27 protein-coding genes are annotated in these 23823 nt (G+C 69.3%); 17 read left to right on the top strand and 10 right to left on the bottom strand.

Annotated elements, in window-relative coordinates; translation table 11 throughout:
* Nucleotides 1–42: 42 nt before the first annotated feature.
* Both NDI79_RS10435 and NDI79_RS10440 read left to right on the top strand, forming a co-directional pair.
* Entirely contained in the window at nt 43–999 is a 957-nt protein-coding gene (locus NDI79_RS10435) for an NADPH:quinone reductase (RefSeq protein ID WP_310928403.1), read from the top strand.
* A 62-nt stretch (nt 1000–1061) separates the two neighbouring features.
* On the top strand, nt 1062–1199 hold the full coding sequence (locus NDI79_RS10440) for a hypothetical protein (protein WP_310928404.1): 138 nt from the start codon (nt 1062–1064) through the stop codon (nt 1197–1199).
* A 45-nt stretch (nt 1200–1244) separates the two neighbouring features.
* On the opposite strand, the gene NDI79_RS10445 is transcribed toward NDI79_RS10440, so the two are convergent.
* On the bottom strand, nt 1245–1640 hold the full coding sequence (locus tag NDI79_RS10445; RefSeq protein ID WP_310928405.1) for a DoxX family protein: 396 nt from the start codon (nt 1638–1640) through the stop codon (nt 1245–1247).
* A gap of 237 nt (nt 1641–1877) precedes the next feature.
* Between NDI79_RS10445 and NDI79_RS10450 the strand changes: the two genes are divergently transcribed.
* The 3 genes from NDI79_RS10450 to NDI79_RS10460 all read left to right on the top strand — a co-directional run bounded on the left by NDI79_RS10450 (nt 1878) and on the right by NDI79_RS10460 (nt 5838).
* The gene (locus NDI79_RS10450; protein WP_310928406.1) at nt 1878–3260 is read left to right on the top strand and encodes a sodium-dependent transporter; all 1383 of its coding nucleotides are present in this window, start codon (nt 1878–1880) and stop codon (nt 3258–3260) included.
* A gap of 197 nt (nt 3261–3457) precedes the next feature.
* Nucleotides 3458–4876, top strand: coding sequence for a sodium-dependent transporter (locus tag NDI79_RS10455; RefSeq protein ID WP_310928407.1), 1419 nt, complete (start codon nt 3458–3460; stop codon nt 4874–4876).
* Between the two features lie 65 nt (nt 4877–4941).
* Nucleotides 4942–5838: an EamA family transporter gene (locus NDI79_RS10460; protein WP_310928408.1), complete on the top strand. Its 897-nt coding sequence runs from the start codon at nt 4942–4944 to the stop codon at nt 5836–5838.
* A 46-nt stretch (nt 5839–5884) separates the two neighbouring features.
* On the opposite strand, the gene NDI79_RS10465 is transcribed toward NDI79_RS10460, so the two are convergent.
* Nucleotides 5885–6730 carry a hypothetical protein gene (locus tag NDI79_RS10465; protein WP_310928409.1) on the bottom strand — a complete coding sequence of 282 codons (846 nt, stop codon included), beginning with the start codon at nt 6728–6730 and terminating at the stop codon, nt 5885–5887.
* 166 nt (nt 6731–6896) lie between these two features.
* On the opposite strand from NDI79_RS10465, the gene NDI79_RS10470 reads away from it, so the two are divergent.
* On the top strand, nt 6897–8441 hold the full coding sequence (locus NDI79_RS10470) for an acyl-CoA carboxylase subunit beta (RefSeq protein ID WP_310928410.1): 1545 nt from the start codon (nt 6897–6899) through the stop codon (nt 8439–8441).
* Nucleotides 8438–8707 (top strand): DUF8022 family protein, encoded by a 270-nt coding sequence (locus tag NDI79_RS10475; RefSeq protein WP_310928411.1) that lies wholly within the window; start codon nt 8438–8440, stop codon nt 8705–8707. Before NDI79_RS10470 ends, NDI79_RS10475 begins: the two co-directional genes overlap by 4 nt.
* 35 nt (nt 8708–8742) lie before the next feature.
* Here the strand turns inward: NDI79_RS10475 and NDI79_RS10480 are convergent, their stop codons facing one another.
* Entirely contained in the window at nt 8743–8871 is a 129-nt protein-coding gene (locus NDI79_RS10480) for a hypothetical protein (RefSeq protein ID WP_310928412.1), read from the bottom strand.
* Nucleotides 8872–8987: 116 nt separating this feature from the next.
* On the opposite strand from NDI79_RS10480, the gene NDI79_RS10485 reads away from it, so the two are divergent.
* Nucleotides 8988–9272: an amphi-Trp domain-containing protein gene (locus NDI79_RS10485; RefSeq protein WP_310928413.1), complete on the top strand. Its 285-nt coding sequence runs from the start codon at nt 8988–8990 to the stop codon at nt 9270–9272.
* A gap of 55 nt (nt 9273–9327) precedes the next feature.
* Here the strand turns inward: NDI79_RS10485 and NDI79_RS10490 are convergent, their stop codons facing one another.
* The 5 genes from NDI79_RS10490 to cofD form a co-directional block, all read right to left on the bottom strand.
* Nucleotides 9328–9522, bottom strand: coding sequence for a 30S ribosomal protein S17e (locus NDI79_RS10490; RefSeq protein ID WP_310928414.1), 195 nt, complete (start codon nt 9520–9522; stop codon nt 9328–9330).
* Nucleotides 9523–9635: 113 nt separating this feature from the next.
* The gene (locus tag NDI79_RS10495; protein WP_310928415.1) at nt 9636–10250 is read right to left on the bottom strand and encodes a DUF447 domain-containing protein; all 615 of its coding nucleotides are present in this window, start codon (nt 10248–10250) and stop codon (nt 9636–9638) included.
* A complete protein-coding gene (locus NDI79_RS10500; RefSeq protein ID WP_310928416.1) occupies nt 10247–11104 on the bottom strand; it encodes a triphosphoribosyl-dephospho-CoA synthase in 858 nt (285 codons plus the stop codon). Before NDI79_RS10500 ends, NDI79_RS10495 begins: the two co-directional genes overlap by 4 nt.
* Nucleotides 11101–11910, bottom strand: coding sequence for a tRNA-dihydrouridine synthase (locus tag NDI79_RS10505; RefSeq protein ID WP_310928417.1), 810 nt, complete (start codon nt 11908–11910; stop codon nt 11101–11103). Before NDI79_RS10505 ends, NDI79_RS10500 begins: the two co-directional genes overlap by 4 nt.
* Nucleotides 11907–12914 carry a 2-phospho-L-lactate transferase gene (gene cofD / locus NDI79_RS10510; RefSeq protein WP_310928418.1) on the bottom strand — a complete coding sequence of 336 codons (1008 nt, stop codon included), beginning with the start codon at nt 12912–12914 and terminating at the stop codon, nt 11907–11909. Before cofD ends, NDI79_RS10505 begins: the two co-directional genes overlap by 4 nt.
* 92 nt (nt 12915–13006) lie before the next feature.
* Here cofD and NDI79_RS10515 point away from each other — a divergent pair, with 92 nt between their 5' ends.
* The 5 genes from NDI79_RS10515 to NDI79_RS10535 all read left to right on the top strand — a co-directional run bounded on the left by NDI79_RS10515 (nt 13007) and on the right by NDI79_RS10535 (nt 17208).
* Nucleotides 13007–13690 carry a hypothetical protein gene (locus NDI79_RS10515; protein ID WP_310928419.1) on the top strand — a complete coding sequence of 228 codons (684 nt, stop codon included), beginning with the start codon at nt 13007–13009 and terminating at the stop codon, nt 13688–13690.
* A 106-nt stretch (nt 13691–13796) separates the two neighbouring features.
* The gene (locus NDI79_RS10520) at nt 13797–14189 is read left to right on the top strand and encodes a DUF5518 domain-containing protein (RefSeq protein WP_310928420.1); all 393 of its coding nucleotides are present in this window, start codon (nt 13797–13799) and stop codon (nt 14187–14189) included.
* 80 nt (nt 14190–14269) lie between these two features.
* Entirely contained in the window at nt 14270–15496 is a 1227-nt protein-coding gene (locus tag NDI79_RS10525; RefSeq protein ID WP_310928421.1) for an HD domain-containing protein, read from the top strand.
* Nucleotides 15497–15556: 60 nt separating this feature from the next.
* On the top strand, nt 15557–16570 hold the full coding sequence (locus NDI79_RS10530; RefSeq protein ID WP_310928422.1) for an amidohydrolase family protein: 1014 nt from the start codon (nt 15557–15559) through the stop codon (nt 16568–16570).
* Between the two features lie 98 nt (nt 16571–16668).
* Nucleotides 16669–17208, top strand: coding sequence for a universal stress protein (locus tag NDI79_RS10535; protein WP_310928423.1), 540 nt, complete (start codon nt 16669–16671; stop codon nt 17206–17208).
* Nucleotide 17209: 1 nt separating this feature from the next.
* Here the strand turns inward: NDI79_RS10535 and NDI79_RS10540 are convergent, their stop codons facing one another.
* On the bottom strand, nt 17210–18229 hold the full coding sequence (locus NDI79_RS10540; protein ID WP_310928424.1) for a biotin--[acetyl-CoA-carboxylase] ligase: 1020 nt from the start codon (nt 18227–18229) through the stop codon (nt 17210–17212).
* 89 nt (nt 18230–18318) lie between these two features.
* Here NDI79_RS10540 and NDI79_RS10545 point away from each other — a divergent pair, with 89 nt between their 5' ends.
* Both NDI79_RS10545 and NDI79_RS10550 read left to right on the top strand, forming a co-directional pair.
* Nucleotides 18319–18891, top strand: coding sequence for a sugar O-acetyltransferase (locus tag NDI79_RS10545; RefSeq protein WP_310928425.1), 573 nt, complete (start codon nt 18319–18321; stop codon nt 18889–18891).
* Nucleotides 18892–18941: 50 nt separating this feature from the next.
* Nucleotides 18942–19148: a hypothetical protein gene (locus NDI79_RS10550; RefSeq protein ID WP_310928426.1), complete on the top strand. Its 207-nt coding sequence runs from the start codon at nt 18942–18944 to the stop codon at nt 19146–19148.
* A gap of 28 nt (nt 19149–19176) precedes the next feature.
* Here the strand turns inward: NDI79_RS10550 and NDI79_RS10555 are convergent, their stop codons facing one another.
* Nucleotides 19177–20982: an acetyl-CoA carboxylase biotin carboxylase subunit gene (locus NDI79_RS10555; RefSeq protein ID WP_310928427.1), complete on the bottom strand. Its 1806-nt coding sequence runs from the start codon at nt 20980–20982 to the stop codon at nt 19177–19179.
* 198 nt (nt 20983–21180) lie between these two features.
* Between NDI79_RS10555 and asd the strand changes: the two genes are divergently transcribed.
* Entirely contained in the window at nt 21181–22218 is a 1038-nt protein-coding gene (gene asd, locus NDI79_RS10560) for an aspartate-semialdehyde dehydrogenase (protein ID WP_310928428.1), read from the top strand.
* Nucleotides 22219–22472: 254 nt separating this feature from the next.
* Nucleotides 22473–23717, top strand: a complete 1245-nt coding sequence (locus NDI79_RS10565; RefSeq protein ID WP_310928429.1) for an ABC transporter substrate-binding protein — start codon at nt 22473–22475, stop codon at nt 23715–23717.
* The last annotated feature ends 106 nt before the right edge of the window (nt 23718–23823 follow it).

The following is a 23823-nucleotide window of genomic DNA, read 5'->3' on the forward strand; positions in this document are numbered from 1 at the left end:
CGCCGCACTCATTTATCAAGCCCGGTGTCGAACCGACGGCCGATGCGCGCAGTCAGGTTCCACGAGCACGGAGGCCCGGACGTACTGACCGTCGACGACGTGGACGAACCCGAACCGGGGTACGGCGAGGTCGTCGTGGAGGTCGGCGCCGCCGGCGTCAACCCGGTGGACACGTACTTCCGCGAGGGGGCGTACCCGGTCCCGAGTCTCCCGTTCGTCCCCGGGTCGGACCTCGCGGGCACCGTCGTCTCCGTCGGTGACGGCGTCGAGCGATTCTCCCTCGGCGACCGGGTGTTCGGCACCGGCCTCGGCAACGGCCGACCGGGCACCTACGCCGAGCAGGTGGCCGCACCCGCCGACTCGCTCGCGCATCTCTCGGAGGACGCGGAGTTGGCCGACGCGGCCGCACTCGCCCTCGTCGGCACGACGGCGTGGCGCGCCCTCGTCCACCACGCGGCCGTCGAACCCGCCGAGACGGTGCTGATACACGGCGGGAGCGGCGGCGTCGGGCACGTCGCCGTCCAACTGGCGGGGGCGATGGGCGCGCGCGTCCTCGCTACGGCCTCTCCCGACCACCACGACGCCCTTCGTGACCTCGGCGCCGAGTCCGTCTTCGACTACCGCCGCGACGACCTCTCGTCGGTCATCTCGGAGGCGGGCGCGCCCGACGTCGTCCTCGACACCCACATGGACCGCTACCTCCAACTGAACGCGAACGTCGCCGCCGACGGCGCCCGCATCGTCGGCGTCGGCAACGACACCGCCGAGGGCGGGTTCGACGACATCGGCGTCACGAAGTCGAAGGAACTGCGCTACCAGTTCATGTCGATGTTCAACACGCCCGACCCGAGCGAGGTGCTTGCGCGCCTCAACGAACTCCTCGTCTCCGGGACCGTCGAACCGGTCATCCACGACACCTACACCCTCGAAGCGGCCGGCGACGCCCAGCGCACCGTCCTCAACGACAGTTTCGTCGGGAAACTCGTGCTCGTCCCCTGAGCGGGCGTCGACCGTTCGCCCATAACGGACAGATATTTGTCACTACTGCGGGAACGGCCGTCATGGGTCACTGTCCCGACTGCGGCGAGGAGCTAGTGGAAGTGGTCGAGAGCGACACGGCGGCGAAGTTCAGCACCGGCAGGGTGTGGGAGTGTTCGGAGTGCGGCGCGATTCTGGGCGTGACGAAAATCGGAACCTGAGCGTGCGGCGTCGGGGGCGCAGCGACCGCGTTCGCGTTCGCCGCCTCAGCGGTACGCCTCGCGGAGGTACACCAGCGCCGCGCCGAACATCGCCAGGTTGCCGAAGAACGCGAGTCGCTCGCCGCTGGCGTCGCCCTCCTCGTTCCAGAAGTCGTGCATCGTCGTCGTCACCACCGCGAGGAACGTGACGACGGCCCCCGTCGCGAGGCGGGGAAGCCGCCAGGCCGCGAGGAGCAGTCCGCTCGTGAACATCATCCCGGAGGCGAACGGGGCCATCAGTTCCGGCATCGGCACGCCCGCGGACTCGGCGTACTCTACCTGCCCGTCCATGTCGCGGAAGTCCTCGGAGGCCTGAAGCGCCAGACCGAGGCCGAACAGCACGCGGCCGAGCGTCGACAGGGAACGCGTCGCGTCGGGGGTCGTCTCGGAGTCGTCTGCCATACGGTACCACTGATACGCCGCCGACATAAGCCTACGTGCCCGCCCGGCACGAAACGGCGTTCGGTAAGTGGTCTCATCCGACGCGGCACATATAGTCACCCACATCACCGCGGAGCGACAGAAACGGACGAACGTTTCTTCAGGGGACGGCTACGAGCGAACCCGTCGATTTCTCGGCCGATTTCGGACGCACATCGTGTTGTTTATCACGTTTTCGTCTGGTACGGAGAGACAGACATGAGCGAACGAGAGACGTGGGCGACGCGAGCGGGGTTCATCCTCGCGGCCGTCGGTAGCGCCGTCGGCCTCGGGAACATCTGGCAGTTCCCGTTCAAGACGGCGCAGTACGGCGGCGCGACGTTCCTCGTCGTCTACCTCGTGGCGGCGTTCGGCATCGGGCTTCCGGCGATGCTCTCGGAGTTCGTCATCGGCCGGAAGAGCAACCTCAACACCATCGGCGCGTTCGAGCGACTCGGCTACCGCAACTGGCGCGTCGTCGGCATCGTCGGCCTGCTGACGGGCTTTTGGATCCTCTCGTACTACAGCGTCGTCGGCGGGTGGGTGCTCCGCTACATCGGCGGCAGTCTCACCGGCGCGTACTTCGGCGACGCCGCGGCGTACTTCGGCGCCGTCTCCGCCGGCCTCCCGGCCGTCGCCCTCCACGCCGTCTTCATGGCCCTGGTCGTCGGCATCGTCGCCTTCGGCATCGAGGACGGCATCGAGAGGGCGACGAAGCTGATGGTGCCGAGCATCCTCGTCATCCTCGTCGCCCTCGCCGTCTGGGCGTTCACGCTCCCCGGGTCCGGTCCCGGCTACGCCTACTTCCTCTCGCCCGACCTGAGCCAACTTCGGCTCTCGGTGGTCTTCACGAACGCCTTCCCGTTCGTCGCCTTCAGCGGTCCCCTCGCCGAAATCATCCCGTTCGCCGTCTCGCAGGCGTTCTTCTCGCTGTCGCTCGGCATGGGCGCGATGATAACCTACGCCTCCTACATCGACGGCGACGAGAGCCTGTTCGGCGACAGCGTCACCATCGTCGTGTTCAACAGCCTCATCGGCATCCTCGCGGGACTCGTCGTCATCCCCCTCCTGTTCGCGCAGGGGGCCGAACCCGGCAGCGGCGGGGCCGGCGCCCTGTTCGTCAGCGTCGCCGGTGCCTTCGCGACCATCCCGTTCGGCCGCGTCGTCGGCTTCGTCTTCTTCCTCGTCGTCCTCGTGGCCGCCCTGTCGTCGGCCATCAGCCTGCTGGAAGTCGTCGTCTCCTACGCCGTCGACAACTACGCCGTCTCCCGACCGCAGGTGGCCGCCGGCCTCGGCGCCGCCATCTTCGTCCTCGGCCTCCCCTCGGCGTGGGACACCGCGTGGCTGACGTGGTTCGACACCCTCGCCTACCAACTGCTGCTGCCGCTGTCGGTGCTCGGTATCCTCGTCTTCGTCGGCTGGGTGTTCGGCCGGCCGGCCGTCGAGGAACTCCTCCGCGGCACCGGCTTCGGCGGCGGAATCGGCTCGCTGTGGCTGTGGCTGGTCCGCACCGTCGTCCTCCTCGGCGTCGTCCTCACCCTGGTGCTCGGACTCATCACGCTGTTCGGTGGTCCCGACCCGGCAATCATCCCGCCGCTCTGACGCCGCGCGGGTCGACGTCGACTCCGCGGGCGCCGACTCGGCTCGCCCCGCCGTCGAAGAACCGTCACCGAACGGCCGATTTCCGCTCCGATTCTCGACGAATATCGCATTCTGGCCGCCGTTTATCCGTTACATTTGCCGGTTGACGAATCTTCGGTCCGTAAGCGCTTTTACTCCGAGCGGGGGACTGCGAGTCAATGACACGAGAGACGTGGGCGACACGCGTCGGGTTCATCCTCGCCGCCGTCGGCAGCGCCGTCGGCCTCGGGAACATCTGGCGGTTCCCCTGGGTGACGGCCGAGAACGGCGGCAGCGCCTTTTTCGCGATGTATCTCGGTATCGTCTTCCTGGTCGGCGTCCCCGGCCTCCTCGCGATGTTCGTCGTCGGGCGGCGCGCCAAGCGCAACCCCGTCGGCGCCCTGCAACGGCTCTCGGGGTCGGACCGCTGGGGGCTGGCCGGCGGCTTCCTCGTCCTCAGTTCCCTGGTGCTCATCTCCTTCTACAGCGTCGTCGGCGGCTGGATACTGCGCTACCTCGGCGAGAGCCTCCTCGGCGTCGTCACCGGACGCACCCCCTACTTCGCGAACCCCGGCGCGTCCTTCAGTGCGGCGTCCGTCGGCGTCGACGCCGTCGCCTTTCACCTCGTCTTCCTGGCGCTGACGGCGTTCGTCGTCGTCGCCGGCATCCGGCGGGGCATCGAAGTCGCCACGAAGTGGATGATGCCCGCCATCTTCGCCCTGCTCGTCGGCCTCGCGGCGTGGGCCTCGACGCAGTCCGGCGCCGCCGAGGCGTACGCCTTCTACCTCCGGTTCGACACGAGCGTCATCCGCGAGAACTTCTTCGGCCTGCTCGGCCCCGCCGCGGGCCAGGCGCTGTTCACCCTCTCGCTCGGCGTCGGCACGATGATAACGTACGCCTCCTACCTCGACGAGGACCGCTCGCTCCCGTTCGACGGCGCGAGCGTCGCCGTCCTCAACACCGTCGTCGGCGTCCTCGCCGGCCTCGTCGTCTTCCCCCTCCTGTTCTCGCTCGGCATCGAACCCGGCGAGACGGGCACCGGCGCGGGCGCGCTGTTCGTCGGCCTCGCCGGGGCGTTCGCGCAGCTTCCCGCCGGCGCGCTCGTGGCGACGGCCTTCTTCGCCGTCGTCGCCCTCGCGGCGCTCTCCTCGGCCATCAGCATCCTCGAAATCTCCGTCTCCTTCCTCGTCGACGAGTACGACCTGCCGCGCCGCCGCGCCGCGGCGGCCGTCGGCGGCCTCGTCGCCGTCACCGGCTCCGTCTGCGCGCTCAACGCCGGCGTGTTCGGCTTCGTCGCGGGCACCCTCGTCGACATCCTGCTCACCATCGGGCTGGCCGTCTGTCTCGTCTTCGTCGGCTGGGTGATGGGTCGGGACGCCCTCGTCGAGTTCCGGAAGGGCGCCGGACCGGTCGGCCGCGCCGTCGCGACGCCGTGGCTGTTCGCCGTCGGCGTCCTGCTCCCGACGTTCCTCGTCTTCACCCTCCTAACGACGTTCAACGTCGACGCCGAAATCGGCTTCTGGCCCACCGTCGCCGCCGCCGTCGCCGTCGCCGCCGCCGCCTTCGCGGGCCTGCGCGGCGAGCGCTCGCTCGTCTGATTTCTTCTCCCCGACGCCCCTTCCGCTATCAGCACGCTTTCCCCGCCGCCGACGGACCGACGCACGTGAACGTCTCCGTCCCGCCGCTCGTCCTCCTCCTCTCGCTCGGCCCCGCGGTGCTCTGGGGGTTCACACCCGTCATCGAGAAACGCGCGCTCTCCGGCGGCGGGCGACCCTTACAGGCGGCGCTGGTGGTGGTCGTCGTCGACACCCTCCTCTACTCGCTGGCCCTCCTCGCGCGGGGGACCGTCCCGTTCGTCGGCCTCCCGCTCGAAACCGCCGCGGTGTTCGTCGCCGCCGGCGTCTTCGGCACCGCGCTCGGACGGCTGGCCATCTTCGCCGGCAACGACCGCGTCGGCGCCAGCGTCTCCAGCGCCGTCGTCAGCGCCCGACCGCTGTTCGCCACCGCCCTCGCCGTCGGGTTCTTGGGAGAGCCGGTCTCGCTCGCGACGGCCGCGGGCGTCCTCGTCCTCGTCGTCGGCCTCGCGGTGCTCTCCCTGGCGAAGGGCGGCGACATCGCCGGCTGGGACACCCGGGACCTGCTGATGCCGCTCGCCGCCGCCGTCACGTTCGCCATCGGCAACGTCCTCCGCCGGTTCGGCCTGGGACTGGGGGACACCTCGGCGCTCGAAGCCGTCGCGCTCAACGAGTTCGCGGCGCTCGTCGCCCTCGGCGGCTACGTCCTCGTCGCCGGCCGCCGCGACGTGCTGGAGGCGCCGCGGCGCACCTACGGCGTCTTCGCCGTCAGCGGGACGATGACCGCCGTCGCGCTCTTGGCGATGTTCACCGCGCTGGCGCTGCCCGAGGGCCGCGTCGCCGTCGTCGACCCGCTCATCGCCACCGCGCCGCTGTTCACGACGGTGTTCTCGTACTTCCTGCTCTCGGACCTCGAACGCGTCACCCGCGGCATCGTCGCCGGGGCGGTGCTGGTCGTGGCGGGGGCGGCGCTGGTGGCGGTGTGAGAGACGGGAAACGAAGTGTGAGAGCCGAGGGAAAGAAAAGTCCGTATCAGGCGCGCTCGCCCGTGGTCGCCGCCGAATCGGTCGCGTCCAGCGCGGCGACGTCGAAGTACTCGGCCTCCTCGGGGACGACCACCCGCTGGCTCACCTGCCGGTTGTCGTCGGGCCGGAGGTCGGTCTCGCGGCGTTCGACCCGGAGCACGGGCGCGTCAGACTCGTCGTAGAACGTGAGTCGGACCGCGCCGTCGCGGGGTTCGCCCTGGTTGACGAGCGTCGCTTCGAGCGTCACCGCCTCGCCGCGGACGGCCTTCGCCGACTCGACGTTCCCGCCGTTGTCGGTGAGGCCGGCGCCAGAGGCGTGGACGGTCTCGGAGGCGTCGTTCCGCGAGTCGCGGTAGATTTGGAGGCGATTCTCGATGCCCTCCGCCAGCCTGTCGGCGTCGCCCGAGAGCCGTTCGCGCATCGAGACGACGACGCCGTCGATGTCGTCGACCAGTGACGCCCGCGAGGTGCTGACGTCGTCGCGGTCCTCGTACTCCGCGAGGAGCGAGCGCGCGCGGTCCAGTTGCTCGGAGACGTCCGCGTCGGCCTCGCGTTCGATGCGGTCCAGCGCGTCCCGCACGTCGAGGATGGGCGGGAGTTCGCGGTCCGCGGGGCCGTCCGTCTCGTCGGCGTCCGTCTCCGCGGCGGCCACCTCGTCGGCCGTCGAACCGTCATCGGGGTCCGGACTGCTGCCGGCCTCCGTGCCGGCCCCCGACGCCTCGCGGCTGGTGACGGTCGTGTCGCTGTCGACGTCCTCGCCCGAGCGACGGTCGTCCGAGCGGCGGGACGCGTCCTGATCGAACACTTCCGACTCCTCGTCGTCGTCGTCGTCGCCGGTGTAGCGGTGGGACACGGACGCCGATACCGACCGGCGTCGCCTAAGCGTGACGGCAGTCCGCTCGCGGAGCGAAGCGGGGGCGGTACGACGGACGTCGAACCCTCGATTGCCGTATTGCGGAAACCCTTTTGCGCCCCGTCCGGACGTTCGTGATAATGAGTGTAGGTGGTCCGCTGTGACGATGGACGACCGTATCGACGAACTCCGCGAGAAGCGCGAGCGAGCGCTGAAAGGCGGAGGTGAGGAACGCATCGAGTCCCAACACGACAAGGGGAAGATGACCGCCAGAGAGCGCATCGACTACTTCCTCGACGACGGGACGTTCAACGAGTTCGACCAGTTCCGAACCCACCGCAACCACAAGTTCGGGATGGAGGAGACGAAACTCCCCGGCGACGGCGTCGTCACCGGCTACGGCGACGTCGACGGCCGCAAGACGTTCGTCTTCGCCCACGACTTCACCGTCTTCGGCGGCTCCCTAGGTGAAGTATTCGCCGAGAAAGTCTCGAAGGTCATGGACAAGGCCGTCGAAGTCGGCGCCCCCGTCATCGGCCTCAACGACTCCGCCGGCGCCCGCATTCAGGAGGGCGTCCAGTCGCTCGGCGGGTTCGGCGAGATATTCCGGCGAAATACGGAGGCCTCCGGCGTCGTCCCGCAGATTTCGGCCATCATGGGCCCCTGCGCCGGCGGCGCCGTCTACTCGCCCGCCATCACCGACTTCACCTTCATGGTGAAGGACACCAGCCACATGTTCATCACCGGCCCCGACGTCATCAAGACCGTCACCGGTGAAGAGGTGACGTTCGAGGAACTCGGCGGCGCGATGACGCACGCCTCCGAATCCGGCGTCGCCCACTTCGCCTGCGACTCCGAGGAGCAGGCTCTCGACCAGATTCGACTCCTCCTCTCGTACCTCCCGCCGAACAACGTCGAGGACCCCCCGCGCGTCGACCCCTGGGACGACCCCGAACGCGCCGACGAGTCGCTCAATTCGGTGGTCCCCGACCAACCCCGCAAACCCTACGACGCCCACGACGTCATCGACGGCGTCCTCGACGAGGGCTCGTTCTTCGGCGTCCACGAGGAGTTCGCCAAGAACATCGTCGTCGGCTTCGCCCGTCTGGACGGTCACTCCGTGGGCGTCGTCGCCAACCAACCCCGCGTCAACGCCGGAACGCTGGACATCGAAGCCTCCGAGAAAGCCGCCCGCTTCGTGCGCTTCTGCGACTCGTTCAACGTCCCCATCGTCTCCTTCGTCGACGTGCCGGGGTTCCTCCCCGGCACCGACCAGGAACACGGCGGCATCATCCGCCACGGCGCGAAACTGCTGTACGCCTACTCCGAAGCGACCGTCCCGCTGATGACGGTCATCACGCGGAAGGCCTACGGCGGCGCCTACGACGTGATGGCCTCGAAGCACCTCGGCGCGGACGTCAACTACGCGTGGCCGACGGCCGAAATCGCCGTGATGGGCCCGCAGGGCGCGGTCAACATCCTCTACAGCGACGAACTCGACGCGGCGGAGGACCCCGAGGCCCGCCGCGACGAACTCATCGAAGAGTACAGGGAAGAGTTCGCCAACCCGTACACCGCAGCAGATAGGGGATTCGTCGACGCGGTTCTGGAACCGACGGAGACGCGCGCGCGCCTCGTCGAGGACCTGGAGATGCTGCGCTCGAAGCGCAAGTCACTGCCAGACAAGAAACACGGCAACATCCCGATATGACCGTCGAAGACGTGGAATTGTCGATTCCGGAGACGGCCGACGAGGAGGAAGCGGCGGCCATCGTCGCCGCCGTCGGCGCGCACCTCCGCGACCGGCGGGCGGCCGCGGCGGCCGCCGCCGCCGCTTCGGACGGCGAGGAGTCGTGGGACGGCGAGAAGTGGTCGTTCGCGGGGCGACTGGACGGCGTGGGTCGGCCCGCCGCGCGCGTCCCGGACGGCGCCCCGCGCGAGAAGTGGAGCGCCGCCGGGCGCACCGACCGCTTCTGAGCCCCCACCGCCCACCGCGTCGCGTTCCGACCCGCTCAGGCGGTGAGCAGCGCCCACGCGCCGAGTAGGAGGACGACGGCGACGACGAGGGAGAACAGCTTCCAGACGGGATGCATCCCGTCGAACGCGTCGACCATCGGCTTGCTGGTGGAGTCGTTCGTCATCGTCCTCGCTCTGGGGTCGCCGAACAAATGTGTTCTCCCGCGGCGCCGCGGGCGCGGTCGGTCACCGCCGAATCGACGGTGGTACTTATCCGCCTCCGCCTCCAGTAATCGGACGTATGCCCGAAGAGACGCTCTTCAAATCCGAAAGTACGCAGGATAGAGAAGAAATCGCGTCGTATCTGCGGAAAGTCGCGGATAACCTCGAAACCGGGAAATCGCTGACGCTGCGCGCGGGCGACCAGACGGTGACGATGGACCCGCCGCCCCGACTGACGTTCGAGGTGAAAGCAGAACGCGAGGGTCCGACGGGGAGCCCCGGCGAACTGAGCGTGGAGTTCGAGTTGGAGTGGGACGAGGACGGCGGCGACGGGGAGAGCGGCGGCAGCCTCGAAATCGAGTAGTTCCGAAGCGGACCGCTCTCGGCCCGTCGATGTCGCGTCGAGAAAGCGCCCCCGTCTACGCCGTCTGCGCCGCGCCGCCCTTCTTTCGCGTGATGTAGCCCGCGATGCGGTTTCGGACTTCCTTCGACTCGACGTTGGTCAGTTGGCTGACGCTCTCTTTGTTCGTATCGAAGTCGGCGTTGAACGCCTGCGGATACTTCTCCAGCAGCAGCTTTCCGAGCTGTTTGACGTACTTGGGTTTGATAGCCATGCCCGACGGTATCCACAGAGCGCACTAAAACGATTCGTTCCGCGCCCGCCGGCGAGAGAGGGCGTGGCACGGGTCGTTCGGACGAGGGCGGCGTCCGTCGACCCCGCCGTCGGCTACGGCCGGTCCCGCCAGCCCGATACCGCGTCTATCGTCTCGAACGCCTCCTTCTCCGCCGGGCCGCCGCACCGTTCGACGGTGTCCGCGAAGTACTCGAGCCGAGAGAGCAGTTCGTCGGTGTCGTACGCCGGCACGTCGAGGCGCGACGCCGCGACGGTGGCGTCTATCACGGCGGCGAACCCGCGGTTGATGAGGGGAACCGTCTCGGAGACGACGCGCGACTCGGCGGGCCGGAGTTCCCACTGTTCCCAGCGCGTGCCGCCGCGTTCGCCGCCGTCGACGCGCCGGGCTTCCACTTCGACCCACGCGTGCGCGGCGTCGAGGACCGGGTCGTCCTCCTCGCGGACGGTCATGGCCGCCGAGACGAACTCGCGGGGGTCCGAGACGAACTGAACGACGCCGCCGCCGCGCCGGTGGAAGTTCCGCCGCGTCCGCGTGTTCCCCCACGTCGTCGCCGTCACCACGTCTCCCGGTTCCTCGGGGGCGCGCAGGCCGAGGGCGGCGACGTTCCAGCGGTCGTTCGGACCGAGCGTCGTCACCACCGACTCGGTGACGCCGCGGAGGGCGACGGGCCACCCGTCGGCCGCCCCCTCCGGTTCCGGACCGCTCACACCGACAACCCCCGTTCGAGGGCGACGAACGCCGCCGCGCAGACGAGGTCGGCCGTCGTTCCGGGGTTGATACCCTCCGCGACGAACTCCTCGGCCAGTTCGGCCACTCTCCCCTCGTCGCCCCGGGCCTCGGCCGCCCGGCGGCGCACCTCGGCGGCCGTCTCGGGGCCGTGCTTCGTCCGCACGAGGGTGTCCCCCTCGTCGGCGAGGCGGTCGACGAACGCGCGCGCGATTCGGTCCGGCGCGGGGCCGTCGTCCGCGCGGATGGCCTCCGCCGTCTCGAACGTGCCGGCGAAGCCGTCCGTCCACTCCGCGGCGTTGCCGTCGCCCTCGCTGGCGGCCATCACCTCGGACAGGGTCAACCCTCGCTCGCGGAGCGTCGGTACCGCGTCGCTCCCGCGGCGGACGTCGAGGTCCGAGAGGTCCTCCGGCGGGTCGTCGACGGCCACGTCGACGTGCTCGAACGCCCGGTAGAAGTCCGCGGCGTCCGCGACGGTGGTCGACTCGACGATTTCGGTGACTCCGTCGGGCGAGAGGTTTCCCGCGGCCGCCGCGCGCACGAGGGGGACGAGGAGCAGCAGACAGCCGAACTGCGTGTTGCCGCCCTCCTGGTGGCGCATCCCGCGCACGGCGCGTTCGAAGGCGACGCCGACGGGGGCGCCCGCCTCGGCCCGGCGGAGGCCCTCGCCCGACCCCACGGCGCCCGCGAGGAAGTGTTCGAACCGGAGGTCCGAGAGGTCGCGCGCGCGGTCGACGTTGCCGGGTTTCGGCGTCCCGGCGACGTCCAGTAGGAGCGCGAGTTGGGCGTTCTCGGCGGGGGTGCGGGGACTCGGACGCTCGGACGCGCCGCTCACGGTCGGCCCTCCGAGGCGTCGGGGGCCGTCTTCGACCCCGACTCGCCCGCTCGCTCCCCGTCGAACCAGCCGTCGACCGCCCGCCGGACGCGACGGAGGACGCGCGGGTCGGTGCTCGGCCGGCCGACGCTCACCGCGTCCGCGCCGTGCGCGAGGTACTCGTGGACGCTCTCTCGGCCTCGCACCTCGTTGTTGGCGACGACGAACAGGGGGGTCTCGGCCACCTCGGCGACGACGTCCTCGGAGTCCATCGCGTCGACGTGTATCAGCGAGGCGCCCGCCTCGGCGAGTCGCGCCGCCGTCTCCGCGAGGTCGACGCCGTCGACTTCGGCGCGGACTTTCGCTCCGACCGTCGCCCCCTCGTCGGCGGCGGCGGCGACGTACTCGCACAGTCTGTCGGTGTCGCGCAGAAGCGTCTCGCCGCACCCGACGGCGCGGAGTTCGTCCTGCCGGCAGTGGGCGTTCACTTCGAGGACGGCGCCGCGGTCCGCGCAGAGGCGGGCGGCCTCGCGCACCGGGTCGACCGTCGCGCTTCGGACGTTGACGCCGACCCGTATCTCCGCGTCCGCGAGGGCGTCGAGTTCCCCGGTGACGAACGCGAGGGGGTCGTCGGGCAGGAACTCGTTGCGGTCGCGCGCGACGAGTTCCCGCGCCGCGTCCCTGCTCTCCTCGTCCAGACTGACACCGCCGAGGAACGCCATCCCGGCGTGAGAGGCGGCCGCCCGCGCCCACGCGGCGTCGCTCTCGCCGCTGAGGCTGGCGAGGGCGAGGCGCGGTTCGAAGTCGAAGTTCGCGTCCGAGGTCATCGGGACGCCTCCGCCCCGACGTCCGCCAGCGCCGAGTCGACGGCGCGGGCGACGCGCGCGGCGTCCTCGGGGCCGTTCATCTCCGTGTCCGTCCTGACGACGGGTCGGTCCAACTCGGTGCCGTCCGCCGAGTCGAGGACGAACGCGTCGGCGAACGGGTAGGCGTCGGCGACGCCGCGGGTGGAGGGGTCGAGACCCACGCCGTCCATCAGTTTCGCCGCCGGCCCGGAGAACACGCGGTCCTCGACGAACGGCGAGACGGCGACGACGGGCGTCGATTCGAGGGCGTTCCGGAAGGCGTCCATCGCCAGCATCGGCCCGAGGCTGGTGACGGGGTTCGACGGGCCGACGACGACGGGGTCGGCGAGGGCGTCGAGGACGGCCCCGGTGGGTTCGGCGTCGCCCGCCCCGCGGAACTCCACCTCCTCGACGGCGGGTTCGGCGCGGCGGTGGACCCAGTACGCCTGAAAGTGCATCGTCCCCTCGTCGGTGTGGACGACGGTGGCGACGGGGTCGTCCGACATCGGAAGTAACTCGATTTCGAGACCGAACGCGTCCGCGAGCGTCCGCGTCACCTCGGTGAGCGCGTCCCCCTCGTCGAGGAGGGACGTGCGGGTGACGTGGACCGCTCGGTCCCGGTCTCCGATTTCCATGAACTCGGCGACGCCGGAGAAGCGGCGCCAGCGGGCGATGTCTCTCCCGGAGACCTGCGCCTCGTCGCGGAGGTAGCGCGGGCCGTCGTCGAGGCCGGCGGCGTCGGCGAGGCGGTGGAGTTCGTCGTCCGTCGCCGTCGTGTCGCCCTCGATGCCCCACCAGCGCTCGGTGTCGAGGACGCCGCCGCCGTGGAACAGGACGGTGTCGACGTCCGGGCAGACGAGGTGTCCCCCGAGTTCGACGTCGTCGCCGGTGTTGGCGACCACCGTCGTCTCCGCGGGGTCGAACACCTCGCTCGCGCCGTCGAGCAGTTTCGGGGTGCCCGTCCCCCCGGCGAGAAACGTGACCATGTCTCCGTAGAGGCCCACGGGCGGTTTCAAGGTTGCTCACCGCCGCGCGCCGACCGACAAGGACTATCCGACGCCGGGCCCAAGGCGCGACGATGTCCGACCGCTCATCCGGCGACCGCGTCCGCGTCGCCGCGGCCGCCCTCCTCGCCGTCCTCGCAGTCGTCGCGCCGGCGTACGGCGTCCTCGTACTCGCGGACGTCTCCGCCGGGGAGTTCCGCTCCTCGACGACCGGTTCGACCACGGCGGCGTCCGCGACGACGAACGGTTCCGCCCCGGCCGTGGCGAACGCGACCGTGGTGGTCCGCGCGCCCGACTCGGTCCGACCCCGCCTCGAACGGAGCCTCCGCGAGTCGTTCGCAGAGCGCGGGTTCGACGTGACCGTCGCATCGGAGATTCCCGACGACGGGTCGCCCGTCCTCGTCGTCGCCGTCGACTCGTGGGGCGCGCGGTGGAACCCGGCGACGCCCTCCGCGACGGTGGAGTGGCGCACCGCCTTCGACGCGAACGGGCACGAAGACCACCTAACGGCGGCACTCGCGGACGAACCCATCCGCTTCGACTCGCGAAACGGTTCCGACGTCGTCGTCGCCGGCGACTACCGACTCGACGACCGCGGGACGGGAATCGTCTCGCGGCCGGCGTACGACCGTCGCCTCGCGGCCGTCGTCGGCGAGGAGACGGCACGACGGACGCTGGAGGCGGTTCGGCGCGAGACGGCGGCGAACGGGTCGACCGCCGCCGCGGTCGCGGAGCGTCGGACCCGCTCGGGGAAGTGAGAACTCGAAAGCGGCTGAATTTCCGGGCGTAACGGACGAGAACGCGGACATTCCGACGGGCCCTCGAACTCGCTTATGGACTGAGAGGATGTACAGGTAACTGCTGATGAACTACAGAGCCATCCTATACGGTCTCGCCGCGAGCATCGTCATCGGACTGTTGAGCGGGTTGGGACTGCCGTACACCGATGCGAGCCTCCCGATCATCGGAGCCGGACTCTCCGGCCTCCTCGCGGGCGGCATCGCCGGCTACGTCAACCGCGGAACGATGGGCAGCGACGCCCTGCACGGCGGCATCGCCACCGTCGTCGGCGGCATCATCGTGGCGACGTTCCTGCTCGTGTTCGGGACGCTCGTCGCGGGCGTCTTCGGCCTCGCGGCCGGCGTCGCGGCGTTCCTCGTCGTCGCCGTGACGGCCGTCCCCGGCGCCCTCGGCGGCGCCCTCGGCGGGATGCTGGCCGATACGGGCGACAGCGAACGGACCAGGCCGGCCGCCTGAGCCGGTGAGGCGACCACGACCGGGCGCGACCCGACTCTCGCCCCCGACCCCTTTTGTACGATGACGGCCGACAATCCGGTATGACGACCATCAAGGACAGCGTCCACGACCACATCGAGGTCGAGGGCGTCGCCGAGGCCCTCCTCGACACGGAGGAGGTGCAACGGCTCCGGCACATCAAGCAGTTGGGGACGGTGCAACTCGTCTACCCGTCGGCGAACCACACGCGGTTCGAGCACTCGCTGGGCGTCTACCACCTCGCCTCCCGCGCCCTCGACCACCTCGGCATCGAGGGCGTGCAGGCCGAGCGAATCCGCGCCGCCTCCCTCCTCCACGACGTGGGGCACGGCCCGTACAGCCACAACGTCGAGAGCGTCACCCACCGCCACACCGGCAAGTACCACGACGACGTGCACGAACTCATCGCCGAGGGCGCGGTGGGGCGGGTCCTCCGCGACCACGACCTGAACCCGGACACCATCGCGGACCTCGTGGCCGGCGAGGGGAAGTACGGCCAACTGGTGTCGGGGGAGTTGGACGTCGACCGGATGGACTACCTCGTCCGCGACGCCCACCACACCGGCGTCCCCTACGGCACCATCGACCACGAACGGCTGATTCGGGAACTCACCTTCGTCGACGGCGAACTCGTCCTCGACGAGGGGAACGTCCAGACCGCGGAGTCGCTCCTCCTCGCCCGCGCGCTGATGAACCCGACCGTCTACCAGCACCACGTCGCTCGCATCTCGAAGGCGATGCTCAGGCGGGCGAGCGAGCGACTCCTGCGGCAACCCGACCTCACGGCCGACAGACTCCGCCGCATGGACGACCACGACCTCGTCGCCGCCCTCCGCATGACGCCCGAGACGAGCGCGTTCGCCGAGCGTCTCGCCAGCCGCGACCTGTACAAGCGGGCGGTGTGGGCCGAGATGGACGCCGTCCCCGACGACGTTATCGACGCCGACCACACCGTCTACCGCGACTTCGAGGCGGCCGTCGCGGACCGCGTCGGAATCGACCCCGGGTCGGTCATCGTCGACGTGCCCCCGCGGCCGTCGATGACCGAGTCGACCACCCGGGTGATGGTCAGCGGCGAGATACGACGGCTCGGCAAGCAGTCGCCGCTCGTCTCCGCCCTCAGGACCGCGCAGAGCCAGCAGTGGCGCTTCGGCGTCTACGCGCCCGCGGATGAGACGGCCGCCGTCGGCCGCGCCGCCGTCGAGGAGATGGGCCTCGACATCGACGGCGCCCTCGTCTCGGACGTCCGCCACGGCGTCAACGCGACGCTGGACGAGTTCGCGGAGTGAGGCGTCGGCCGAACGGAACGGGTCGGGAGTTTCAAGCCTCGTCCGAGGTGAGTACCGACCATGATCATCGAGGGGACCATCCTCCGCGGGCGCGACTTCGAACCGGTCGAGGGACGCGTCGTCGTCGAGGACGGCGAGATTTCGGCCGTCGAGGAGGCGAGCACGGATTCCGAGAACATCGTCCTGCCGGCGTTCGTCAACGCGCACACGCACATCGGCGACTCCATCGCCAAGGAGGCGGGGTCGGGGCTGTCGCTGGACGAGTTGGTCGCGCCGCCGGACGGCCTGAAGCACCGACTGCTCCGCGCGGCGAGTCGCGAGGAGAAAGTCGAGGCGATGCGGCGGTCGCTCCGCATGATGGCGGCGACGGGAACCGCGACGTGCATCGAGTTCCGCGAGGGCGGCGTCGAGGGCGTCGAGGCCATCCGCGCGGCCGCGGACGGACTCGACATCGACCCCGTCGTCCTCGGCCGCGAGACGGCCGACGCGATGCGCGCGTCCGACGGCTTCGGCGCCTCGGGCGCCCGGGACGCCGAGTTCGCCGACCTCCGCGAGGCGACGCGCGAGGCGGGAAAGCTGTTCGGCATCCACGCCGGCGAGCGCGATTCGCTCGACATCGACCCCGCCTTGGACCTCGACCCCGACTTCGCCGTCCACATGGTCCACCCCGAACCGTCGCATCTCGATAGAATCGAAGAGAGCGGGGTGCCCATCGTCCTCTGCCCGCGGTCGAACCTCGTCACGAACGTCGGCGTCGCCCCGGTGCGCGAGTTGGCCGACCGGACCACCCTCGCCCTCGGGACGGACAACGTGATGCTCAACTCCCCCTCCATGTTCCGGGAGATGGAGTTCCTCGACAAACTCGCGGACGTCTCCGCCGCCGAAGTGTTGCGGATGGCGACGGTCAACGGCGCCGAGTTGGCGGGGAAGAACTACGGCGTCGTCGAGGCGGGCCGGGAGGCGAAACTGCTCGTCCTCGACGGCGACTCGGACAACCTCGCCGGCGTGAAAGACCCCGTCCGCGCCGTCGTCCGGCGCGCGGGGCAGGCGGACGTGCGCGACGTACTGCTCTGAGCGACCCGTCCGCCGTCGCTCGGCACGGACTTTCGATTCGTAACGGTCTTTGGGGATAGAGTTATGCCTCCGAGCCGACTATCGTGCGGTGAGTTAACATGATGTACCAGCGTATCCTCGTCCCGACCGACGGTTCGGCCGGGTCCGCGCGCGTCCTCGAACACGCCGTCGGACTCGCGGCCGTCCACGGCGCGACCGTCCACGCGCTGTACGTCATCAACAGCGGGAGCTTCGCCGGCCTCCCGATGGAGTCCTCGTGGGAGGGGTTGGACGAGATGCTGCGCTCGGACGCCGAAGCGGCGATGGAGGAGGTTCGCGCCGTCGCCGCGGACGCGGGCGTCCCCGTCGAGACGACGGTCGCCGAGGGGACGCCGAGCCGCGAGATAGTCCGGTTCGCGGAGCAGGAGGGCTGCGACCTCGTCGTGATGGGGACGCACGGTCGCGGCGGAATCGACCGCCTGCTCCTCGGCAGCGTCGCGGAGAAGGTCGTCCGCGCCTCGGAGGTGCCGGTGCTCACCGTACGGGTGGGTGATGTCTCGACGGCGGAGGGGGCGAAAGAGGACGCGGCGGCCGAGTCGGACGTCGAAACGGAGTCCGAGGCCGACGCGGACGCCGAGACGGGCGTCGAAGCGGACTAACCTACTTCCCCTCGGACCGCGCGGGCCGGAGGTGCTCGCAGTCGCCCGCGTGGACGACGCGTTCGCCCTCGTCGGTCCGTACGACGAGCGCACCGGGCGTTCGCACGTCGACGGCCTCGCCCTCGACGACGCCGCCCGGCGTCTCGACGCGCACGTACCGCCCGAGCGTCGCGGCGTGTTCGCGCCACGCCGGGAGGACGGAATCGGGGTCGGCAACCAAGTCCGCGAACGTCTCTAAGACGCGCTGGCAGAACACCCGTAAGTCCGCGTCGCCGGCCTCCTCGCGGACGCTCGTCGCCCCCGCCGGAAGGTCGGCGGCGTCGACGTTGACGTTCGCGCCGATGCCGACGACGACCCACGACACCCTGTCCGCTTCCCCCTCCATCTCGGTGAGGACGCCGGCGAGTTTGCGGCCGCCGCGGTCGGATTCGGCGTCGGCCTCGTTCGTTTCACTCACGGGGACTCCATCGGACTCGTCCGATGTGTTCTCGTTCACTTCGTTCACGAGAACGTCGTTCGGCCACTTTATCGACGCGTCCACTCCCGCCTCGCGCGCCGCCCGTGTGACGGCGACGGCGGCGGCGAGCGTGTAGAGGGGAGCGTGCGCCGGCGGAATCTCGGGTCGGAGGACGAGGCTCGCCCAGAGGCCGCCGGCGGGGGCGGTCCACTCGCGGCGGAGTCGACCCCTGCTCCCGGTCTGTTCGCCGGCGACGACGACGACGTCCGAGGCGCCTTCGGGGGCGAGTTCGCGTCCCCGGTCGTTCGTGCTGCCGATTCGGTCGTGGTACTCCACCGCGTAGGGGGCGTCGAGGCCGAACGCGAGGGCCGCCGCGCCGTACTCGGGCACGTCGGTGACGCGGTAACCCCCCTCGCCGCTCTCGACGCCGAACCCCTCCTCGCGGAGGGCCTCGACCTGCTTCCAGACGGCGGCGCGGGAGATACCCAACTCCGAGGCGAGGGCCGGCCCCGTCGTCGGCCCCCCGGCGAGGGCGTCGAGGAGGGCGCGGCGCGTCTCGTTCATGCAGGGGGTGGGGCGAGCGAGGAGAAAAGCGCCGGGGATTCCCGCGGCGGCGCGCAAGAACGAAGTCGACCGGCGACGAGAGGCGGACGATGCCCTCCGAGACGGAGACGGAGACGGAGAAAGAGAAGATGCTCGCGGGGGAGCCGTACGACCCGATGGATTCGACGTTGGTCGAAGAGCGCCGCGCGGCGCGTCGGCTGACCGAGGAGTACAACGCGACGGGCGTCGACGAGGACGAGTACCGGGAGTCAATCCTGAGAGACCTCTTCGGCGCCGTCGGCGAGAACCCGCTCGTCGAACCGACGTTCAAGTGCGACTACGGCTACAACGTCCGCGTCGGCGACCGCTTCTTCGCCAACTTCGACTGCGTGATACTCGACGTCTGCCCCGTCGAGTTCGGCGACGACTGCATGCTCGCGCCCGGCGTCCACGTCTACACCGCGACGCACCCCCTCGACGCCGCCGAACGGGTCGCCGGCGAGGAGTACGGCAAGCCCGTCACCGTCGGCGACAGAGTGTGGTTCGGCGGCCGGGCCGTCGTCAACCCCGGCGTCACTATCGGCGACGACAGCGTCGTCGCCTCGGGCGCCGTCGTCACCCGCGACGTGCCCGCGGAGGTTGTCGTGCAGGGCAACCCCGCCGAAGTCGTCAAGGAACTCTGAGTTCGACCGCGGCCGGTGGGCCTTTCCCCGTCGTGGGCGTCGAAACGCCCATGCCTGACTTCGGAAACCCGGCCGGCTTCGACATCGCGACGGTCCTGACCGGTTCGGGAATCACGCTGCTGCTCTCCGCGGGAATCATGCGCTACGGCGAGCGGTTCCAGTACACCGCCGCCGAACTGTACGGCATCGGCGGCGCGGCGCTCATCGCCGTCGGCGTCGTGTTCGGCCTGATTCTCGTCGTCGCCGGCTACCGCTGACCGCCCGAAAGAAGCCGGTTCGCGGTCGCTACTCCAAGACGACCAGCACGTCGCCCATGTCGACGCTCTCGCCCTCGCCGACGAGCACCTGCGCGACGGTGCCGCCGCGTTCGGCGACCACGTCGTTCTCCATCTTCATCGCCTCCAGGACGCAGACCACGTCGCCGCTCTCGACGTCGTCGCCCTCCTCGACGTCGACGGAGAGGATGGTGCCCTGCATCTCGGCGGTTATCTGCTCGCCGCCCTCGACGGCGACGGCCTCCTCGTCGTCCCCCTCGGCCTCGTCCGGCCGAGCGCGGGTACCGCTTCCGCCCGCGCTTCCGCCGTCCGCCGGGACCTGCACGGCGGGCGCGCCGCGTTCTTCGAGGCTGACCTCGAAGCGCTTGCCGTTGACCTCCACCGTGAAGTCGCGTTCGGTGACCTCCTCGTCCCCGTCGGAGTCGCCTTCCGACTCGGCCGGTCCCCACTTCTCGACGGCCCGCTCGATTCTCGTCCTGTCCAGTTCCTCGTCGAGGTACTTCGTCGTGTGTTCGCCCGCGCGGAACGTCTCGTCGGTGAGCATCAACCGGTGGAACGGGATGATGGTGTGGAAACCGTCTATCTGGAACTCCTCTAACGCGCGTTCGGAGCGCGCGAGACACTCCTCTCTGTCCCCGGCGGTGACGATGAGTTTCGCTATCATCGAGTCGTAATCGGTGACGAGGTCGTCGCCCTGCCGGAGGGCGTCGTCCAGTCGGACGCCGAACCCGCCCGGCGGGTCGTACGTCTCCAGTTCGCCGCCGGGCGCGGGCGCGAAGTCGTTGGCGGCGTTCTCCGCGTTGATGCGGAACTCCATCGAGTGGCCTTCTATCTCGACGTCGTCCTGCGCGAAGCCGAGTTCCTCGCCGGCGGCGACCCGCAGTTGCCACTTCACCACGTCGATGCCCGTCACCTGTTCTGTCACCGTGTGCTCGACCTGAATCCGGGTGTTCACCTCCATGAAGTAGAACTCCCCGTCCTCCACCAGAAATTCGACCGTCCCGGCGTTCGTGTAGTCGGCGGCGTCGACGCCGCGGCGCGCCGCCTCGCCGATTCGCTCACGGAGGTCGTCGTCGAGGGCCGGCGAGGGCGCCTCCTCGATGACCTTCTGGTGGCGACGCTGGAGCGAGCAGTCACGTTCCCCGAGGTGCCGGACGTTGTCGTGGTGGTCCGCGAGAATCTGCACCTCGATGTGCCGGGGCGCCTCGAGGTACTTCTCGACGTAGACGGAGGCGTTGTCGAAGTACGCCTCGCCCTCGCGCTGTGCGGTTTCGAGTTGCTCTTCGACCTCCGCCTCGTCGTGGACGACCTTCAGACCGCGGCCGCCGCCGCCGCCCTCCGCCTTGATGGCGACGGGGTAGCCGTACTCGTCGGCTATCTCCTTGACCTCGTCGGCGGACTCGACGGGTTCGGTGGTGCCGGGGACGACGGGCACGTCGGCCTCCTGCATCAGCGCGCGCGCCTTCGTCTTCTCGCCGAGTCGCTCCATTGCCGCCGCGGAGGGGCCGACCCACGTCATCTCCGACTCCTCGACTTTGGCGGCGAAGTCGGCGTTCTCCGCGAGGAAGCCGTACCCCGGATGAATCGCGTCGGCGCCGGCCTTCTCGCCGGCCTCGATGACCGCCTCGTGGTCGAGGTAGGAGTCCGCCGCGCGGGCGGGGCCGACGTTGTACGCCTCGTCGGCGTAGCGCACGTGCCCCGAGTGCTTGTCGGCGTCGCTGTAGACGGCGACGGTGCGCACGCCCAACTCCTTGCACGCCCGCATCACGCGGACGGCTATCTCTCCGCGGTTGGCGACGAGAACCTTACTGAACATTTGCGGGAGTATACCCGAACGCGGCACCTCATTCTATCGGTTCGGTGCGGTTCCGGCTTCGACGTCCGTCGAAGCAGTCGCGGCGTCGGAGTGGACGAACGTCTTCCGAGCGGAAGAATACGGGCTCGAAGGTGAACGTTCGTGAAATACGTCCCGAATCCAAACGGCCTTATGGGTGTGCCACGGAAAGCCACGGCAATGGCAGTACGAGTCGGCATCCTCGGCGCGACCGGCGCGGTCGGACAGCGATTCATCCAACTCCTCGACGACCACCCGACGTTCGAACTCGCGGCGCTGACCGCCAGCGAGGAGAGCGCGGGCAAGACGTACGCGGACGCCGCGAAGTGGCGCGTGAACGCCCCCATCCCGGACGACATCGCGGACATGGAGGTCGGTCCGACGACGCCCGACGCCGTCCTGGACGACGTGGACCTCCTGTTCTCCTCGCTCCCTTCCGGCGTCGCCACCGAGGTCGAACCCGAGTTCCTCCACGAGGGCTACGTCGTCTCCTCGAACTCCTCGAACGACCGCATGGCCCCCGACGTGCCGCTCACCATTCCGGAGATAAATCCGGACCATCTCGACCTCATCGAGGTCCAACGCGACGAACGCGGCTGGGACGGCGCCCTCGTGAAGAACCCGAACTGCTCGACCATCACGATGGTGCCGACGCTGGCCGCCCTCGACGAGTCGTTCGACCTCGAATCCGTCCGCGTCTCCACCCTCCAGGCAGTCTCCGGGGCGGGCTACTCCGGCGTCTCCTCGATGGAGATAATCGACAACGCCATCCCGCACATCGGCGGCGAGGAGAACAAGATGGAGACCGAATCGAGAAAGCTCCTCGGCGAGTTCGACGGCACCGACGTCGAACTGCACGGGATGGACGTCGCGGCCTCCTGCAACCGGATTCCGACCATCGACGGCCACCTCGAGAACGTCTTCGCGGAGACGGCCGAGGAGGCGACGGCCGAGGACGCCGCCGAGGCGATGCGCTCCTACGAGGGCGTCGACCTGCACAGCGCCCCCGAACAGTTGATTCACGTCTTCGAGGACCCCGTCCGACCCCAGCCTCGTCTGGACCGCGAACGCGGCGACGGCATGCAGATTTCCGCCGGCGGGATTCAGGAGACGGGCACGGGTCTGAAGTACAACTGCCTCGCGCACAACACGATTCGCGGCGCCGCGGGCGCGTCGCTGCTGAACGGCGAACTGCTGGTGCAGGAAGGCTGGGTCTAGACGACCCCACCGTTTCGCGGGGTCGGGGTGCGCTCCGCGCGACCGCTCTCGCGAGACGCTTTGCGTCACGTGAATATCAAAAGCGCCTCGCCGAGCGGGCGCGGGTCGAAGCGGTATTCTAACTCCGTTTAGCTGCTCCGTCGCTGATAGTTCGTTGAAACTGTGTTGAACAGAGAGCGTGCATCGGTCACTCAGGTTTCAGATACCGTTTCCATACCGAAGCAGCTTTGGTTGTTTAGGCTGGCCTAAGAATTATGTCCGAAGATATCGGTGGGCGCGGGGCACCGACGCGCAGAGACTACGTGAAGTACGGTGGGACGGTCGTCGGCGGCGGACTGCTCGCCGGGTGTTCAGGGCAGTCCGGTTCCGGATCGACGCCGGTCGAGACGAACACCGACGCTGGCACGGAGACGACGACCGACGACGGCGGTTACACGGTCGAACTGTTTCCCGTCGGCGAGGTGGCGTTCGAGTCCGTTCCGGAGTCCGTGACGACGTACAACATGGGCTGGGCGGACATGGTCGTCTCGCTTGGGCAGGCTGACAAGCTACAGACGAACAGGCTGAGCGCGCCTACGCTCTTCTACGACCCGTTGGACATCGAGTACGACAACGACTGGCCCCCACTGTGGCAGGAGGGCGGGATGCCCAAGGAGGTCTTCTACGAACACGACCCGGACGTCTTCCTCGTCGACCCCAACATGATTCAGGCGTGGGACGACAACTGGAAGGATTCCGACGTTGAGGAGATCGAAACCAACGTCGCGCCGTTTTTCGGCTGTCACAACCGCCGCATGAGCAGCGATTGGCAGGAGGAGATGGGCTACCCCGACCGGGCGCCGACGATGCTGGAGGCCTTCGACAAGGTCGGAACTGTCCTCGACGAGCGCGCCAGAACCGATGCGTGGCTCGAACTCCACGAGGAGTTGCAGTCCGAACTGCAGTCACGGCTCCCGTCCGACGACGACACGCCGTCTTACGGCCTCATCAACTCCGGCTCCAGTCCGGACACCGGGGAGTTCTACGTCATGGACATGACGGACAAGGGCTACGAGAAAAAGCCCTACCGCGACGTCGGTGTCGTCGAAGACGACGCCTTCCAGCATATCGGGGGTGGCCAGGCCAAGGTAGACTACGAAACGATGCTGGAGGTCGATCCCGACGTCATCATCGTCCACTGGGGCATCACGACCGGCTCGGTGACGTTCGACGGCGACGGCGCGTTCGACGCCGAACAGTTCCGTGAGAACTTCGTCACGCCGATGGAGGACGACGACGTCGGGAGCCAACTCACCGCGGTTCAAGAGGGGCGCGTCCTCCCCGGACCGACCGCGGAACAGGGGCCGCTCGTCAACGCCTTCCAGACCGAACTGACCGCACGGCTGTTCTATCCCGAGGTGTTTGGCGAACCCGATCTGGACGCCCCGCTCGACGTACCCGAGGAAGAGCAGTTGTTCGACCGCCAGCGCGTCCGCGACATCGTCAACGGCGACCTCTGACTGCCGCGAGGCTCTCCTCACCCAGCACGGATATCCACCAGCTTCTAACGTTTCGACAGAACGACACCCTCCACGTCGAGGTCCTCGGGCGCGGGTTCGGCGATTC

Origin of the sequence: Halogeometricum sp. S3BR5-2, from assembly GCF_031624635.1 — an archaeon.
GTDB classification, from domain to species: Archaea; Halobacteriota; Halobacteria; order Halobacteriales; family Haloferacaceae; genus Halogeometricum; species Halogeometricum luteum.

Bases quoted from the DNA above. Each gene is read 5' to 3' on its own strand.
- NDI79_RS10440 (WP_310928404.1), top strand. From the start codon at position 1,062: ATGGGTCACTGTCCCGACTGCGGCGAGGAGCTAGTGGAAGTGGTCGAG.
- NDI79_RS10485 (WP_310928413.1), top strand. From the start codon at position 8,988: ATGCCCGAAGAGACGCTCTTCAAATCCGAAAGTACGCAGGATAGAGAA.
- NDI79_RS10435 (WP_310928403.1), top strand. From the start codon at position 43: ATGCGCGCAGTCAGGTTCCACGAGCACGGAGGCCCGGACGTACTGACC.
- NDI79_RS10445 (WP_310928405.1), bottom strand. From the start codon at position 1,640: ATGGCAGACGACTCCGAGACGACCCCCGACGCGACGCGTTCCCTGTCG.
- NDI79_RS10555 (WP_310928427.1), bottom strand. From the start codon at position 20,982: ATGTTCAGTAAGGTTCTCGTCGCCAACCGCGGAGAGATAGCCGTCCGC.
- NDI79_RS10565 (WP_310928429.1), top strand. From the start codon at position 22,473: ATGTCCGAAGATATCGGTGGGCGCGGGGCACCGACGCGCAGAGACTAC.
- NDI79_RS10450 (WP_310928406.1), top strand. From the start codon at position 1,878: ATGAGCGAACGAGAGACGTGGGCGACGCGAGCGGGGTTCATCCTCGCG.
- NDI79_RS10535 (WP_310928423.1), top strand. From the start codon at position 16,669: ATGATGTACCAGCGTATCCTCGTCCCGACCGACGGTTCGGCCGGGTCC.
- NDI79_RS10505 (WP_310928417.1), bottom strand. From the start codon at position 11,910: ATGACCTCGGACGCGAACTTCGACTTCGAACCGCGCCTCGCCCTCGCC.
- NDI79_RS10540 (WP_310928424.1), bottom strand. From the start codon at position 18,229: ATGAACGAGACGCGCCGCGCCCTCCTCGACGCCCTCGCCGGGGGGCCG.
- NDI79_RS10520 (WP_310928420.1), top strand. From the start codon at position 13,797: ATGAACTACAGAGCCATCCTATACGGTCTCGCCGCGAGCATCGTCATC.
- NDI79_RS10545 (WP_310928425.1), top strand. From the start codon at position 18,319: ATGCCCTCCGAGACGGAGACGGAGACGGAGAAAGAGAAGATGCTCGCG.
- asd (WP_310928428.1), top strand. From the start codon at position 21,181: ATGGCAGTACGAGTCGGCATCCTCGGCGCGACCGGCGCGGTCGGACAG.
- NDI79_RS10515 (WP_310928419.1), top strand. From the start codon at position 13,007: ATGTCCGACCGCTCATCCGGCGACCGCGTCCGCGTCGCCGCGGCCGCC.
- cofD (WP_310928418.1), bottom strand. From the start codon at position 12,914: ATGGTCACGTTTCTCGCCGGGGGGACGGGCACCCCGAAACTGCTCGAC.
- NDI79_RS10480 (WP_310928412.1), bottom strand. From the start codon at position 8,871: ATGACGAACGACTCCACCAGCAAGCCGATGGTCGACGCGTTCGACGGG.
- NDI79_RS10550 (WP_310928426.1), top strand. From the start codon at position 18,942: ATGCCTGACTTCGGAAACCCGGCCGGCTTCGACATCGCGACGGTCCTG.
- NDI79_RS10455 (WP_310928407.1), top strand. From the start codon at position 3,458: ATGACACGAGAGACGTGGGCGACACGCGTCGGGTTCATCCTCGCCGCC.
- NDI79_RS10530 (WP_310928422.1), top strand. From the start codon at position 15,557: ATGATCATCGAGGGGACCATCCTCCGCGGGCGCGACTTCGAACCGGTC.
- NDI79_RS10470 (WP_310928410.1), top strand. From the start codon at position 6,897: ATGGACGACCGTATCGACGAACTCCGCGAGAAGCGCGAGCGAGCGCTG.
- NDI79_RS10525 (WP_310928421.1), top strand. From the start codon at position 14,270: ATGACGACCATCAAGGACAGCGTCCACGACCACATCGAGGTCGAGGGC.
- NDI79_RS10490 (WP_310928414.1), bottom strand. From the start codon at position 9,522: ATGGCTATCAAACCCAAGTACGTCAAACAGCTCGGAAAGCTGCTGCTG.
- NDI79_RS10475 (WP_310928411.1), top strand. From the start codon at position 8,438: ATGACCGTCGAAGACGTGGAATTGTCGATTCCGGAGACGGCCGACGAG.